Annotated in this window: 13 protein-coding genes; 6 read left to right on the top strand and 7 right to left on the bottom strand. The window is 71.4% G+C overall.

All coding sequences use genetic code 11. The features are described 5' to 3' along the window. Positions 1–24 precede the first annotated feature (24 nt). Both resB and ccsB read left to right on the top strand, forming a co-directional pair. Positions 25–1,533 (top strand): cytochrome c biogenesis protein ResB, encoded by a 1,509-nt coding sequence (gene resB, locus H563_RS0109015; RefSeq protein WP_022882279.1) that lies wholly within the window; start codon positions 25–27, stop codon positions 1,531–1,533. A gap of 9 nt (positions 1,534–1,542) precedes the next feature. Then, entirely contained in the window at positions 1,543–2,604 is a 1,062-nt protein-coding gene (ccsB, locus tag H563_RS0109010; protein ID WP_022882278.1) for a c-type cytochrome biogenesis protein CcsB, read from the top strand. 99 nt (positions 2,605–2,703) lie between these two features. Here ccsB and H563_RS0109005 read toward each other — a convergent pair whose 3' ends face one another. From H563_RS0109005 to H563_RS0108985, 5 genes are all read right to left on the bottom strand, one after another. Further along, the gene (locus tag H563_RS0109005) at positions 2,704–3,435 is read right to left on the bottom strand and encodes a FadR/GntR family transcriptional regulator (protein WP_022882277.1); all 732 of its coding nucleotides are present in this window, start codon (positions 3,433–3,435) and stop codon (positions 2,704–2,706) included. 10 nt (positions 3,436–3,445) lie between these two features. Then, entirely contained in the window at positions 3,446–4,234 is a 789-nt protein-coding gene (locus H563_RS0109000; protein WP_022882276.1) for a 3-oxoacyl-ACP reductase, read from the bottom strand. Then, positions 4,235–5,602: an aldehyde dehydrogenase family protein gene (locus tag H563_RS0108995; RefSeq protein WP_022882275.1), complete on the bottom strand. Its 1,368-nt coding sequence runs from the start codon at positions 5,600–5,602 to the stop codon at positions 4,235–4,237. Next, positions 5,599–6,369 carry a gamma-glutamyl-gamma-aminobutyrate hydrolase family protein gene (locus tag H563_RS0108990; protein ID WP_022882274.1) on the bottom strand — a complete coding sequence of 257 codons (771 nt, stop codon included), beginning with the start codon at positions 6,367–6,369 and terminating at the stop codon, positions 5,599–5,601. The genes H563_RS0108995 and H563_RS0108990 overlap by 4 nt, the downstream gene beginning before the upstream one ends. A gap of 67 nt (positions 6,370–6,436) precedes the next feature. Beyond that, the gene (locus H563_RS0108985; protein WP_022882273.1) at positions 6,437–7,810 is read right to left on the bottom strand and encodes a glutamine synthetase family protein; all 1,374 of its coding nucleotides are present in this window, start codon (positions 7,808–7,810) and stop codon (positions 6,437–6,439) included. Between the two features lie 175 nt (positions 7,811–7,985). Here H563_RS0108985 and H563_RS0108980 point away from each other — a divergent pair, with 175 nt between their 5' ends. Together H563_RS0108980 and H563_RS0108975 are read left to right on the top strand one after the other, a co-directional pair. Next, on the top strand, positions 7,986–9,527 hold the full coding sequence (locus tag H563_RS0108980) for an amino acid permease (protein WP_022882272.1): 1,542 nt from the start codon (positions 7,986–7,988) through the stop codon (positions 9,525–9,527). 29 nt (positions 9,528–9,556) lie between these two features. Then, a complete protein-coding gene (locus tag H563_RS0108975) occupies positions 9,557–10,174 on the top strand; it encodes a class I SAM-dependent methyltransferase (protein WP_022882271.1) in 618 nt (205 codons plus the stop codon). A 13-nt stretch (positions 10,175–10,187) separates the two neighbouring features. On the opposite strand, the gene H563_RS0108970 is transcribed toward H563_RS0108975, so the two are convergent. Both H563_RS0108970 and H563_RS17410 read right to left on the bottom strand, forming a co-directional pair. Continuing rightward, a complete protein-coding gene (locus H563_RS0108970; RefSeq protein ID WP_022882270.1) occupies positions 10,188–11,198 on the bottom strand; it encodes an o-succinylbenzoate synthase in 1,011 nt (336 codons plus the stop codon). Between the two features lies 1 nt (position 11,199). Then, positions 11,200–12,714 carry an LCP family protein gene (locus H563_RS17410; protein ID WP_162138941.1) on the bottom strand — a complete coding sequence of 505 codons (1,515 nt, stop codon included), beginning with the start codon at positions 12,712–12,714 and terminating at the stop codon, positions 11,200–11,202. A gap of 83 nt (positions 12,715–12,797) precedes the next feature. Here H563_RS17410 and H563_RS0108960 point away from each other — a divergent pair, with 83 nt between their 5' ends. Both H563_RS0108960 and H563_RS0108955 read left to right on the top strand, forming a co-directional pair. Then, the gene (locus H563_RS0108960; protein WP_022882268.1) at positions 12,798–13,706 is read left to right on the top strand and encodes a 1,4-dihydroxy-2-naphthoyl-CoA synthase; all 909 of its coding nucleotides are present in this window, start codon (positions 12,798–12,800) and stop codon (positions 13,704–13,706) included. 39 nt (positions 13,707–13,745) lie between these two features. Beyond that, positions 13,746–15,065 (top strand): AMP-binding protein, encoded by a 1,320-nt coding sequence (locus H563_RS0108955; RefSeq protein WP_022882267.1) that lies wholly within the window; start codon positions 13,746–13,748, stop codon positions 15,063–15,065. Positions 15,066–15,090 lie beyond the last annotated feature (25 nt).

The following is a 15,090-nucleotide window of genomic DNA, read 5'->3' as shown; positions in this document are numbered from 1 at the left end:
TGGTTCTGGCGCCAGCTGACCAGCATGCGCACGGCGCTGTTCCTGCTGCTGCTGCTCGCGCTCGCCGCGGTCCCCGGATCCCTCGTGCCGCAGCGCACCAGCGACCCCAACGGGGTCACCCAGTACAAGGTCGACCACCCCACCCTGTATCCGATCCTCGACAAGCTGCAGGTGTTCAGCACCTACTCGTCGGTGTGGTTCTCGGCGATCTACCTGCTGCTGTTCGTCTCGCTGATCGGATGCATCATCCCGCGCGTCAAGCACCACGTCGACGCGATGCTCGCTAAGCCGCCGAAGACGCCGTTCCGGCTCAGCCGCATGGCCGGCTACCGCGAGGCGGAGGCGCCCGCTGGGGTGACCGCCGCGGAGGCGATCGAGGCGGCGCGCGCGCAGCTGAAGTCCGCCCGCTACCGCACCGTGGTCTTCGACGACGGCCGCCAGACGAGCGTGTCGGCCGAGCGCGGCTACCTGCGCGAGACGGGCAACCTGGTCTTCCACATCGCGCTGCTCGGCATCCTCGTCGTGGTCGGCATCGGCGGCGGCTTCGGCTGGACCGCCCAGCGCGTGGTCGTCACCGGCCAGACCTTCGTGAACACGAGCGTCAACTTCGACTCGTTCAACCCCGGCCGGTTCGTCGACTCCGACAACCTGCCCGCGTACTCGGTCAAGGTCGACGACCTGAAGGTGACCTACGACAGCGCGAACGGCGACTCGCGCGGCCAGGCGCTGGACTACGACGCGACCGTCACGGCCACCCGCAAGGACGGCAGCTCGTATCGCACGCACATCAAGGTGAATCATCCGCTGCGCATCGACGGCACCAGCGTGTACCTGCTCGGCAACGGCTACGCGCCCGTGCTCACCTTCCGCGACGCGAACGGGAAGGTGATCAAGAGCGAGGCGACGCCGTTCCTGCCCGAGGACTCGAACCTCACCTCGCAGGGCGTCGTCAAGGTCGCCTCGGGCCTGTCCGAGCAGCTCGGCATCATCGGCATCTTCATGCCGACCGCGCCCACGGACACCGACGCCCAGAACCTCTCGAGCTACCCCGGGCTGAACAACCCGCGCGTCAGCCTCACCGTGTACGCCGGCGACCTCGGTGTCGACTCGGGGCAGCCGCAGTCGGTCTACGCCCTCGACACGAAGGGGCTGACGCAGATCGCAGGGCCGACGGCCAAGACGAAAGGGCTCAACCTCGGCCTCGGCGAGACCGTGAAGCTGCCGAACGGGCTCGGGTCGGTGACCTTCAGCGGGGTCAAGCGGTTCGCCTCCCTCGACATCCACCACGACCCGACGCAGGGCTGGGTGCTGGTGTTCGCGATCCTCGTGCTGGCCGGGCTGCTCACCTCGCTGTTCGTGCCGCGCCGTCGCATGTGGGTGAAGGCCACGACGGATGCCTCGGGCGCCGTGCGCCTCGAGTACGCCGGCCTCGCCCGCGGCGAGGATCCGCGCCTCGACGAGGCGGTGGCGTCCCTCGTGGCCGCGCACCAGAAGCGGCTGGCTCTGGGTGGATTCAAGAATGGAAAGGCGTAGCGTTCTCCCGTGACCGAGACCCTGTCGAGCATCTCCGAGTACGCGATCTTCGCGACCATGTTCCTGTACGTCGTGGCATTCGTCTGCTTCGTGCTCGACCTGGCTCAGCGCAGCGCCCGGGCGACCGCGCCGACGGCGGTGCGCAGCGCCGTGGAGCGCCGGGCCGCCGCCGCGGCATCCGTCTCGTCGGCCGCGTCGCCGGCGTCGCCGTCGAGCGGCGCCGCGACCGCCACCCTCGCGCCCCCGACGGCCGCGACCGGGGGCGGCGTGCCTGCCGATGGAGCTCGAACCGATGGGGCCCCGACCACCTCGCGGGCGCTCAAGCTCGCGATGACCGTCACGGTCGTCGCCTGGGCGATCCACCTGCTCGCCGACATCACCCGCGGCATCGCCGCCGGCCGGGTGCCGTGGGCCAACATGTGGGAGTTCTCGCTGACCGGCACCCTGGTGATCGTCGGCATCTTCCTGCTCGTGAACCTGCGCTTCGACCTGCGCTACGTCGGCACCTTCGTGCTCGGACTCGTGTGCGTGCTGCTGATGTGGGCGCAGGTCTTCTACTACGTGCCCGTCGCGCCGCTGCCGCCGGCACTGCAGTCGTACTGGCTCGTGATCCACATCCTGGTCGCGATCACGGGCACGGCGTTCTTCGCGCTGGGCTTCGCGCTCGCCGTCGCGCATCTGTTGCAGGCGTGGCGCGAGCGGCGGCAGGAGTTGTCGCTGCCGCCGGTGCTGCCGTTCCTGAAGAGCCTGCCCGGTTCGGTCGAGCTCGAGAACCTCACCTACCGGGTGAACATCATCGGCTTCATCTTCTGGACCTTCACGCTCATCGCGGGCGCCATCTGGGCCGAGAAGGCCTGGGGCCGCTACTGGGGCTGGGACACCAAAGAGGTCTGGACCTTCATCATCTGGGTGATCTACGCCGGCTACATCCACGCGCGGGCGACGCGCGGCTGGCGCGGCTCGCGCTCGGCGTGGCTGTCGATCATCGGATTCGCCGCCGTGATGTTCAACTTCGGCGTCGTGAACGTGTTCTTCCACGGCCTGCATTCGTACTCGGGCCTGACGAACTAGCCGGTCGCGTCGCCGCGCCCGCTGACCGGTCAGAAATCACCCTTCAGCCGACGCTTGGAGGGTGATTTCGCACCGCTCGCCGGCACCAGACCGGCGTCTTCAGGTCAGGAAGCCGGTGAGCAGGGCGGCCGTGCCGTCGAGATGCTCCTGCATCGCGGCGACCGCCTCATCGGCGCGGCCGGCGAGGATCGCCCGCACGATGCGCTCGTGCTGCTGGTCGGAGTGGGCGATGTTGCGCGCTAGCAGTGGGATCTCGTCGAGCAGCAGGTTCACCCGCGTGCGCGCGTCGGCCACGAGCGGCACCAGGCTGGGCGCCCCCGCGAGCTCGGCGATGGTCAGGTGCAGGCGCGAGTCGAGGCGACGGTAGTCGACGGATGCCGCACCGGCGCTCTCCTCGAGGGCGGAGTGCAGCCGCTGCCGGTCCTCCGCGGGCAGCGCTCGGGCGGCGGCGAGGCGCACCGCGCCGAGCTCGAGCACCGCCCGCACGGCGAGCGCGTCCGCGATCTCGTCGGGGCTGAGGCGGGACGGGGCGGCTGCGGCCGAGGCATCCGTCACCTCGTACAGGCCGGGCGCGTGCTCGGGCAGGTCGTCCGTGACGAAGGTGCCGCCGTACCGGCCCCGCCGCGAGACGAGGAAGCCGGCGTCGGCGAGCGCGCTGATCGCCTCGCGCAGGGTGTCGCGGCTCACACCGAGGCGCACGGCCAGCTCCCGCTCGCTGGGCAGCCGGTCGCCCGGGCCGACCGCGCCGAGGCGGATGGTCTGCAGCAGCCGCTGCACCGTCTCCTCGAACGCGTTGCCGCCCTTGATCGGCCGCAGCAGCGAGTCGCTCACAGCGGGTCGCTCACAGCGGAGTGACGTAGGCGGAGGAGATGCCGCCGTCGACGAGGAAGGTCGACGCCGTGATGAACGACGCGTCGTCGCTGGCGAGGAACGCGACGGCGGCGGCGAGCTCTTCCGGCTCGGCGAAGCGGCCGACCGGCACGTGCACGAGCCGCCGCTGGGCCCGCTCGGGGTCTTTGGCGAACAGCTCCTGCAGCAGCGGCGTGTTGACCGGGCCGGGGCAGAGCGCGTTGACGCGGATGCCCTGCCGGGCGAACTGCACGCCGAGCTCGCGGGTCATGGCGAGCACGCCGCCCTTGGAGGCGGTGTAGGAGATCTGCGAGGTGGCCGACCCGAGCACGGCGACGAACGACGCCGTGTTGATGATCGACCCGCGGCCCTGGGCGGTCATGTGCCGCAGCGCCGCGCGCGAGCACAGGTACACCGACTTCAAGTTGACGTCCTGCACCTTCTGCCAGGCGGACAGCTCGGTGGTCTCGATCGAGTCGTCGTCGGGCGGCGAGATGCCCGCGTTGTTGAACGCGATGTCGACCGAGCCGTACGTGGCCGCCGCGGTGTCGAAGAGCGCGTTCACCTGCTCCTCGTCGGTGACGTCGGTGGGCACGAACAGCCCGTCGACGAGCTCGGCGGCGGCCTGCCCGGCGCCCGGGTCGATGTCGGCGATGACGACCTTCGCCCCCTCGGCAGCCAGGCGCTTGGCGGTCGCGAGGCCGATGCCGCTGCCGCCGCCGGTGATCACGGCGACGCGGCCGGCGAGCCGCTGGGTCAGGTCGAGCGGTGCGACGGGCACTTAGTTCTCCTCTACTGCGATGAACACGTTCTTGGTCTCGGTGAAGGCGAGCGGTGCGTCGGGCCCGAGTTCGCGGCCGATCCCCGACTGCTTGTAACCCCCGAACGGCGTCGTGTACCGCACCGACGAGTGCGAGTTGACGCTCAGGTTGCCGCTCTCGATCGCGCGCGAGACACGGATGCCGCGGGCGAGGTCCCTCGTCCACACGGAGCCGCTCAGGCCGTACCTCGACGCATTGGCCAGGCGGATCGCGTCGGCCTCGTCGTCGAAGGGCAGCACCACGACCACGGGCCCGAAGATCTCGTCGACGACGGTGCGATCGTTCGGGTCGGACGGGGTGAGCACGGTCGGGGGGAACCAGAACCCGGGCCCGTCGGGGGCGGTGCCGCGGAACGCCACCGGGGCGTCGTCGGGAACGTACGAGGCGACCTTCTCGAAGTGCTGCCGGCTCACCAGCGGACCCATCTCGGTCCCGGCGTCGGCCGGGTCGCCCACGCGCACGCCGGCGACGGCGGGCTCCAGCAGCTCCATGAAGCGCTCGTAGACGGACCGCTCGACGAGGATGCGGCTGCGCGCGCAGCAATCCTGCCCCGCGTTGTCGAACACCCCGTAGGGGGCGGTCGCCGCGGCCTTCTCGAGGTCGGAGTCGGCGAAGACGATGTTGGCGCTCTTGCCGCCGAGCTCGAGCGTGACCTGCTTCACCTGCGCGGCGGCCTTCGCCATGATCGCCGTGCCGGTCGCGGTCGACCCGGTGAAGGCGATCTTGCGCACGTCCGGATGCTCGACCAGCCGGTCGCCGACGACGCGCCCCTCGCCGGGCAGCACCTGGAACAGGCCCTCGGGCAGTCCGGCCTCGAGGGCGAGCTCGGCCAGGCGCAGGCTGGTCAGCGGGGTCCACTCGGCGGGCTTCAGCAGCACGGCGTTGCCCGCGGCGAGGGCCGGGGCGAAGCCCCACGACGCGATCGTCATGGGGAAGTTCCAGGGCGTGATCACCCCGACCACGCCGATCGGCTCGTGGAAGGTCACGTCGAGCCCTCCGGCGACCGGGATCTGCCGTCCGAACAGCCGCTCCGGCGCCCCCGCGTAGTACTCGAGCACGTCGCGCACGTGCCCCGCCTCCCACCGGGCCGAGGCGATCGGATGCCCCGAGTTGCGCACCTCGAGCTGCGCCAGCTCCTCCACCGCCCCGTCGACGGCGTCGGCGAAGCGGCGCAGCGCGGCCGCGCGGTCGGCGGGGGAGAGCCGGGCCCAGGAGCGCTGCGCCTGCTTGGCGCGGGCGATCGCGGCATCCGTCTGCGGGGCGTCGAAGGCCGGGACCGTGGCGATCACGGTCTCGTCGGCGGGGTTGATCAGGGTCAGCTCGGTCATGCGTCCTGTCTCATGCGGTTTTCGGCATATACGGCGGCGGCGTCGACCAGGCCGGTGAACAGGGCGCGGTCGTCGCGGTCCTCCTCCGGGTGCCACTGCACGGCGACCCCGAAGTCGTGCTCCGGCAGCTCGACGGCCTCGATGACGCCGTCGCCGCTGCGCGCCGTGACGGTGAGGCCGTCGCCGACGCGGTCGATCGCCTGGTGGTGGTAGACGTGGCCGAGGGTGCGCTCGCCGACGAGCGACGCGAGCCGGCTGCCCGGCTCGACCTCCACCTCGACCCGGTTGAACTGCCCGCCGCCCGGCTGGTACGTGGTCGATCCGACCACGTCGGGCAGGTGCTGCACGAGGGTGCCTCCGCGCAGCACGTTGAGCACCTGCGCGCCCCGGCACACGGCGAGGAACGGGAGGCCGGCGGCGATCGCCGCGTCGAGCAGGGCGAGATCCCAGTCGTCGCGCAGCGGCTGCGGCGCATCCGTCTGCTCATGCGGGCGCTGCCCGTACCGGGCGGGGTCGACGTCGACCCCGCCGGAGATGAGGAGTCCGTCGAGGCGGGAGAGCACCCTCTCGGCCCCGACGGAGGTCACGGGTTGCGGCGGCAGCAGCACGGCGATGCCGCCGGCGGCGGTCACACCGTCGAGGTACTGGGCGGGCAGGAACGCCGCCTCGGTGTCCCACACCCCGGTCTGCGCCCGCTGCCGGTAGGTGGTGACACCGATCACCGGCGCCGGGTCTCCATTCGGCCGCGTCGCGCCCGAGTCGACCACCGTCCCGCGCCCGCCCCCGCCGCCGGTCGACTCACCGCGCAGCGGTGAGTGGAGACCAAGGGGCCCCTCAGAGCCTTTCGAAACCACGCACCCGCTCCCAATCCGTGACGGCCGCATCGAACGCAGCGAGTTCGACACGCGCATTGTTGAGGTAGTGGTCGACGACGTCGTCGCCGAACGCCTCCCGGGCGATGCGCGACTCGCCGAACAGCTGCGCGGCCTCGCGCAGCGTGCTGGGCACCTGCGGAACCTCGGCGTCGTAGGCGTTGCCGGCGAAGGCGGGCTCGAGTTCGAGCTCGTTGTCGATGCCGTGCAGTCCGGCGGCGATGAGCGCCGCGACCGCGAGGTACTGGTTCACGTCGCCGCCGGGCGTGCGGTTCTCCACCCGCAGCGAGGCGCCGCGGCCGACGACCCGCAGCGCGCAGGTGCGGTTGTCGAGCCCCCACGCGACGGCGGTCGGGGCGAAGGAGCCGGGCTGGTAGCGCTTGTACGAGTTGATGTTCGGCGCGTAGCAGAGCGTGAGCTCGCGCAGCGCCGCGAGCTGCCCGGCCAGGAAGTGGCGGAACAGCCCCGACATGCCGAGGCCCTCAGGGTCGGCGTCGTCGGCGAACACGGCGGCGCCGTCGGCGTCCCTCAGCGAGAGGTGGATGTGGCAGCTGTTGCCCTCGCGCTCGTTGAACTTCGCCATGAAGGTCAGCGACTGGCCGTGCGCGGCGGCGATCTCCTTGGCGCCGTTCTTGTAGATCGAGTGGTTGTCGCAGGTCTCGAGCGCCGTCTTGTACCGGAACGCGATCTCCTGCTGGCCGAGGTTGCACTCGCCCTTCACGCCCTCGCAGTACATGCCGGCGCCGTCCATCGCGACGCGGATGTCGTGCAGCAGCGGCTCCATCTGCGTCGAGGCGGCCAGGGCGTAGTCGACGTTGTAGTCGGTGGCGGGCGTCAGCTCGCGGTAGCCCTTGCGCCACGCGTCGCGGTACGAGTCCTCGAACACCATGAACTCGAGCTCGGTGCCCACGAACGCCTCGAGGCCGCGCTCGCGCAGCCGGTCGAGCTGGTGCTGCAGGATCGCGCGCGGGCTCTGCACCACCGGCGCCCCGTCGAGCCACTGCAGGTCGGCGGTCACGATCGCGGTCTTCACCAGCCACGGCGCGGCGCGCAGGGTGCCGAGGTCAGGCTTCATCACCATGTCGCCGTAGCCGCGCTGCCAGCTGGAGATCTCGTAGCCGCCGACGGTGTTCATCTCGACGTCGACGGCCAGCAGGTAGTTGCAGCATTCGGCGCCGTGCGCCGCGTACTCCTCGAGGAAGAGCCGCGCGCTCGTGCGCTTGCCCACGAGCCGGCCCTGCATGTCGGTGAAGGCGATGATCACCGTGTCGATCGCCCCGTCGGCGGCGAAACCGGCGAGCTGCTCCACCGTGAGGTATCCGCTCGGCTCTGCCATCTCTCGCTCCTCGCGGTTCAAAGGTTGGTTGCCGACCATTACAGCACGACGGATGCCCCCGCGAAGCCGCTTCTTTTTACATGCCCGTTACAGCCAAAGGTATGGTGACCGGCCTTTCGGAACCCTATGCTCGCTCGCAACCCGCACCATCCCGCCTCGGAAAGGACGCGCGCGCATGTCGGCACCTGAGAAGGTCAGCACCTCGGGCGTGAGCTACACGACCGTCGACCAGAGCTACTTCGAGAAGCGCACCCTGCGCCGCTCGGCGGGGTTCTGGGGGATCTGGGGCATCGGGGTCGCCGCCGTCATCTCCGGCGACTTCTCGGGCTGGAACGGGGGCATCGCGTCGGCAGGCTGGGGCGGGCTGCTGATCGCCACGGTGTTCGTGGCGCTGATGTTCTTCGGCCTGTTCTTCTCGATCGGCGAGATGTCGGCCGCGATGCCGCACACGGGCGGCGCCTACTCCTTCGCGCGCGCCGCGATGGGCCCGTGGGGAGGCTTCGTCACGGGGCTCGCCGAGTCGATCGAGTACGTCATGACCACGGCCGTCGTCGTCTACTACTCCGGCCAGTACGCGGATGCCGCGCTGCAGGCCCTCACCGGGGCGAGCCTGTCGCCCGTGGTGTGGTGGGCGATCCTCTACGTCGTCTTCGTCGCCCTCAACACCGCCGGGGCATCCGTCGGGTTCAAGTTCGCGATCGTCGTCTCGATCGTGTCGATCGCGATCCTGGTGCTGTTCGCGATCCTCGCCGCCGCGAACGGCGCCCTCGACTTCGGCTCGCTGTTCGATGTGAAGCCGGACGCCGGCGCCTCGGCCTTCCTGCCGCACGGCGTGCACACGATCTTCTTCGCGCTGCCCTTCGCGATCTGGTTCTTCCTCGGCATCGAGGAGCTGCCGCTGGCCGCGGAGGAGACGCACAACCCGGCGCGGGACATCCCGCGCGGAGGGGTGTGGGGCCTCGTCTCGCTGATGGTGTGCGCAGCGATCGTGCTGTTCCTGAACCCGGCCGTGCTCGGCGCCGACACGACCGGCGCCTCGGGTCAGCCGCTGCTCGACGGCTTCGCATCCTTCCTGCCGAAGGAGGCGGCGGCGATCCTCTCGATCTTCGCGCTGCTCGGGCTGCTCGCCTCGCTGCAGGGCATCATGTACGCCTACGGGCGCAACATGTACTCGCTGTCCCGCGCCGGCTACTACCCGAAGTTCCTGTCGCTGACGGGGGCGACGCAGACGCCCTGGGTCGCGCTGATCGTCGGCGGCGTGATCGGCTTCGCCGCGCTGTTCATCGTGCAGTACTCCGGCAGCGAGTCGGCCGGCGCCGTCGTGCTCAACATCTCGGTGTGGGGCGCCGTGATCGCCTATGTGCTGCAGATGACCTCGTTCCTGCTGCTGCGCCGCAAGTTCCCGAACGCGAAGCGGCCGTGGAAGAGCCCGTGGGGCGTACCCGGCGCCGTCTATGCCGGGGTGATCGCCCTGATCTCCTTCGTGGCGCTGCTGTTCAACCCGTCGTTCCAGCTGGCGATCGTCATCATCGCCATCGTGTTCGTGCTCGGGGTGGTGCTCTTCGCCCTGTTCGGCCGCACCCGGCTGATCCTGTCGCCGGAGGAGGAGTACGCGCTCTCCGGCGGCCTGCACGGCGACCCCGCGACCGAGGACATCGCCGCCCTGCAGCACGAAGTGGTGCTCGAGGCCGAGGAGTCCGCCGCGCGCCCCGACTGACCGCGACCCGGCCGCGTAGGGTCGGGGGCATGAGCGACGAGCGGATGGCGGGCATCATCGCGCGCTTCGACGAGCGGGCCGCCGACTACGACGACAGCGCGATGCACCGGGCCCTGGCCGAGGCGGTGGCCGGGTTCGCCGACTTCGACCAGGTCGGCACGGTGCTCGACGTCGGGACGGGAACCGGGCTCGTGCTGCGGGCGATCGCGGCGAGGCATCCGTCGCTGCGGCTCGTCGGCGTCGACGTGACGCCGGGCATGCTCGCGGTCGCCCGGCGCGAGCTGCCCGCGGCCGAGTTCATCGAGGGCCGCGCTGAAGAGCTGCCGGTGGCGGATGCCGCGGCCGATCTCGTCACGTGCGTGACCGTGCTGCATCTCGTCGCCGACCCCGCCGCCGTCTTCGACGAGTTCGCTCGCATGCTCGCCCCCGAGGGCACCCTCGTGACGGCCACCTTCGCGGTCCGGCCCGAGCACGGGCACGGCGCCGGGGCGGCCACTCCCGGGTACACGCCGAACCACGCGCCGTTCCAGACCCCGGAGGCGCTCGCCGAGGTCGCGGCGCCCGCGGGCTTCGTGCTGGCCCGCCACGAGACGGTCGACGTCGGCGACGACCGGGTGCTCATCGCGGAGCTCGCCCCGGTCGACTGAGCGACGCCGCAGATCAGCCGGCGGCGGCCAGCAGCCGGTGGCAGCGCTCGAGGCGCTCGAGCCACCACCGGCGCCGCTCCTCGGGAGCCGCGTGCGCGGCCAGCAGCGCGGGGTCTGCGGCGACCCGGCGCACCGGGATCGCGCCGTGCTGCGGCAGCAGGGGCTCCGCCGTCACGTCGGCGGCGAACAGCGCGGCGGTGCCCAGCCCGCAGTCGAACTCGAGCTCGGGCAGCACCGCGGCCAGGTGCGCCCCCATCGCCAGCCCGATCGAGGTGTCGAGGGCGCTCGAGACCACCACGGGCAGCCCCGCCTCGGCGGCGAGCTCGGCCGCCCGGGCGACCCCGCCGAGCGGCTGCGCCTTGACGATGAGCACGTCGGCGGCTCCGGCCCGGGCGACGGCGAGCGGGTCGCTCGCCTTGCGCACGCTCTCGTCTGCGGCGATGAGGATGCCGAGCCGTCCCACGCGCCGGCGCACCTCGGCCAGCTCCTCCACGGTCGCCACCGGCTGCTCGACGTACTCGAGGTCGTACGGCTCGAGCGCCCGGATCGCGTGCTCCGCCTCGTCCACGTTCCACAGCCCGTTGGCGTCCACGCGCACCCGCCCCTCGGGGCCGAGCACCTCGCGCACCGCGGCGACCCGCGCCACGTCGTCGGCGAGCGTCTGGCCGGGGTCGGCGACCTTGACCTTGGCGGTGCGACAGCCCGGGTAGCGGGCGAGCACGGATGCGACGTCGCCGGCGCCCACCGCAGGAACGGTGGCGTTCACGCGGATCGAGGAACGCTGCGGGGAGGAATCCGTGCCCCACCCGAAGTCGTACGCGGCGGCCAGCCACGTCGCCGCCTCCTCGTCGTCGTACTCCACGAACGGGCTGAACTCGGTCCAGCCGAGGGGGCCCTCGACGACGAGCGCCTCGCGCACCGTCACCCCGCGGAACCGCCTCACCATCGGCAGCGCGACCACGTGCGCTCCGGCGAGCACCTCGGGAAGGTCGGGAAGGTCGGGAAGCGGCGGCGGCTCTCTCACGTCAGTTCACGCAGACGTCGGCGTTGTAGTTCTTGGTCGGCGTCGACGCGGTGGCGCTCGGCGTGCTCGACGAGCTCGGTGTCGAGGTCTTCGACGCCTTCGGCGTCGACGTCTTCGCCGGTGGCGTGTACGGCGTCGTCTGCGGCATCTTGCCGTCGGTGCCGAGGATCACGGTGACCTTCTGGTACGCCGGCGAGACCGACACGTCCGCGTCGGGGAAGTACTGCGCCACCGTCTTCGCCTGCGCTTCCATGCCCACCGGGTAGTAGATGGTGGTGGCCTGCTGCTGCTGCGGGGCGTCCTGCGGGGTGCCGGTCTGGAAGCCGACCTGCGCGAGCGTCGCCAGGGCCGTCGAGGACCCGTTGGCGGTGCCTGCGCCGTTCAGCACGTCGACCGACACGGTCGACGGGTCGACCGTCTTCGCCTTCTTGTACGCGTCGGGGGCGCCGGTGTCGCCGATCACCTGGGCGATGAAGCCCGGGATCGCGGCGTAGTCGAGGAAGTCGACGCTGAGCTCCTGCCCGTCGATCAGCGCGGATCCGGTGCTCGGCGTCGCCAGCGGAATCGTCGCCGACTGGATGTTCCCGCCCTTGAGCCCCTTCATCTGCAGCGCGAGCGACGCGAGGTTGAGGCCCGAATCGGTCTCCAGCGCACTCGAGACCGCGCTGACCACGTTGTTGAGCTTGACGGGGTTCAACAGGGTTCCGGCCGACAGCACCTGCTGCGCCTCGACCGACAGGAAGTACTGCTGCCGCACCGCCCGGTCGAAGTCCCCGTTGGGCAGGCCGTGGCGCTGCCGCACGAACTGCAGCGCCTGGGTGGCGTTCAGCTGCTGCTTGCCCGCCTTGAAGTTCGCGCCCGAGTACGGGTCGTCGACCGCCTCGTTGAGACAGACCGTGACGGGCCCGAGCGCCTTGGCGATGGTGTAGAAGCTCAGCAGCGTGACCTTGACGTAGTGGTCGATGCTGAGGCCCGTCACCCCCTCGACGGTCTTGATGAGCAGCTTCATGCCGGCGGCATCCTGCTGCTGCGTCGTGCCCGAGACGGAGTTGCGGCCGAGCACGTAGGCGGCGTTGATCTTGTTCTGGCCGAAGCCCGGGATCGTCACGAGCGAGTCGCGCGGGAAGGAGATGAGGGTCGCCGACGAGCCGTCCGCCGGCACGTGCAGCAGGATGATCGTGTCGGTGTTGAGGCCGCCGCCGTCGGGCGTGGTGCTGAGCTCCTTGTACTGCTCGGCCGTCATGTTGGCCGGCCGCTCGTCCACGCCGACGAGCAGGATGTTCTGCGCCTTGCCGTCGACGTCCTTGTCGCCCTTGGCCTTGTCGATCACCCCGGAGATCTTCGTCACGCCGTTCTGGAAGTTGAAGTAGTTGTAGCCGACGTATCCGGCCACGACCACGAGCAGCGCAGCAAGACCGAACGCGGTCCAGCCGATCGTTCGGCGGGCGACGGTCTTCTTTCTGGTCTCGCGGCGGTGCGCCAGGGCGGCGCGGCGCGTCGGTTCTTCAGGGGTCACCACCTGAACCATATTGCGTCCCGCCTGGACGCCCCATGCACCCGCGCCAGAAATGGCCTGTACGCGAACGTAGGCTTTCGTCTATGCCGCACCACGTCTCCGAGATCTTCGACCCCGCCGAGTGGGTGGCCGCGCCCGGCTTCGACGGGCTGACCGACATCACCTACCACCACTCGCGCGACGGCCGCATCGCCCGCGTCGCCTTCGACCGGCCGGAGGTGCGCAACGCGTTCCGGCCGCACACGGTCGACGAGCTGTACGCGGCGCTCGACGATGCGCGCACGAACCCGAAGATCGGCGTCGTGCTGCTCACCGGCAACGGCCCGAGCCCCAAAGACGGCGGCTGGGCGTTCTGCTCCGGCGGCGACCAGCGGATCAGGGGCCGTGACGGCTACAAGTACTCCGAGGACGAGGCATCCGTCACCGACAGCGCGCGCGCCGGGCGACTGCACATCCTCGAGGTGCAGCGGCTGATCCGCTTCATGCCCAAGGTCGTCATCGCCGTCGTGCCGGGCTGGGCGGCCGGCGGCGGGCACTCGCTGCACGCGGTCTGCGACCTCACGATCGCGAGCGCCGAGCACGGGCGATTCAAGCAGACGGATGCCGACGTCGGCAGTTTCGACGCCGGCTACGGCTCCGCCTACTACGCCCGCCAGATCGGTCAGAAGTTCGCCCGCGAGGTGTTCTTCCTCGCCCAGGAGTACTCGGCGCAGCGCGGCTACGAGATGGGCGCGGTGAACGCGGTCGTGCCGCACGCCGAGCTCGAGCAGAAGGCGATCGAGTGGGCGCGCATCGTGCTCGGCAAGTCGCCGACCGCGATCCGCATGCTCAAGTACGCGTTCAACGCGGTCGACGACGGGCTCGTCGGCCAGCAGCTGTTCGCGGGCGAGGCGACGCGGCTCGCCTACGGCACCGACGAAGCCGTCGAGGGGCGTGACGCGTTCCTCGAGAAGCGCGCGCCCGACTGGTCGCCCTTCCCGTACCACTTCTGAGTCGTCCGGCGGTTTCGCGGCGGCGTAGCGTGGGAGGCGATGACCCGAGAACTGCGACGGATGCCGGCCGACGACGTTCCCGCGCTGCTGGATGCGCTGCGCGCCGCGCTCGACGGCACCGGTCCCGCCGTGCTGCCGTACGCCCCGCCGGGGGGTGCCGGGGTCTCCATTCAGGCTGCGCCTGAGTCGACCGCCGGCACTGCGCCTGAGTCGACCGCCGGCACTGCGCCTGAGCCGGCCGCCGGCGCCGCCGCCCCGCCGGTCGACTCGCCGGCGCAGCCGGCGAATGGAGACCGAGCGGCCGGCGACACGGTCCCCCCGAGCGTCGCGCTCGTCATCGAGACCTCCGGCTCGACCGGAACCCCGAAGCGCGTCGCGCTCTCCGCCGATGCGCTGCTCGCCAGCGCCGCCGCCTCCGACGCGGCCATCGCCCCGAGCCTGCGCCCGGGCGCCGGCGCCGGCGCCGGCGGGCCATCGAAGCAGTGGCTGCTGTGCCTGCCGGCGCACTACGTCGCCGGCGCCAACGTGCTCGTGCGCTCGATCGCGGCGGGCACCGAGCCCGTGCTGATGCCCGAGGGGCACTTCGACCCGGCCGCCTTCCGCGACGCGGCACGGGCGATGACCGGCCAGGAGCGGTATGTCTCCCTGGTGCCCGTGCAGCTCGCGCGGCTCCTCTCAGCCGCAGCGGCAGACCCGGCGCTCCTCGAGGAGCTGCGGCGCTTCGACGCGATCCTCGTGGGCGGGCAGGCGCTGCGGCAGGAGCTGCGGCAGGAGGCATCCGATCTCGGCCTGCGCGTCGTGCGCACCTACGGCTCGAGCGAGACGAGCGGCGGCTGCGTGTACGACGGCGTGCCCATCGGTCCGACCCGGGCGCGCGTCGCGGGCGGCGTGCTCGAGCTCAGCGGCCCGACGCTCGCCGAGGGGTACCTCGGCGACCCGGAGCGCACCGACGCCGCGTTCGTCGTCGCCGAAGGCCGGCGCTGGTACCGCACCGGCGACCTGGGCGAGGTGCGCGAGGACGGCACCGTCGTGGTGCACGGCCGCGCCGACAACGTGATCATCTCGGGGGGCGAGAAGGTGCTGCTCGACGCGGTCGAGCGGCACGTGCGCTCCCTGCCGGGCCTCGCCGACGCGGTCGTCGTCGCGGCCGACAGCGCCGAGTGGGGGCAGGTGCCCGTGGTGGTGACGACGGCGACGGATGCCTCGCTCGCGGCCATCCGCTCGTCGTCGGCCCGCGCGATCGGCCGTGCGGCCCAGCCGGCCCGCCTCATCACGGTGCCGGAGATCCCGCACCTGGCCTCGGGCAAGCCCGACCGCGTCGCGCTCGCCGCGCTCGTGGCCGGGCCCGGGGTGGAGTAGCGGCGTGCCGGCGTCACGCCGGCCT

Origin of the sequence: Gryllotalpicola ginsengisoli DSM 22003, assembly GCF_000419445.1 — a bacterium.
Lineage (GTDB): Bacteria > Actinomycetota > Actinomycetes > Actinomycetales > Microbacteriaceae > Gryllotalpicola > Gryllotalpicola ginsengisoli.
Note: the sequence above shows the minus strand (reverse complement) of the source record. Positions and strands in the feature narration are given on the sequence as shown.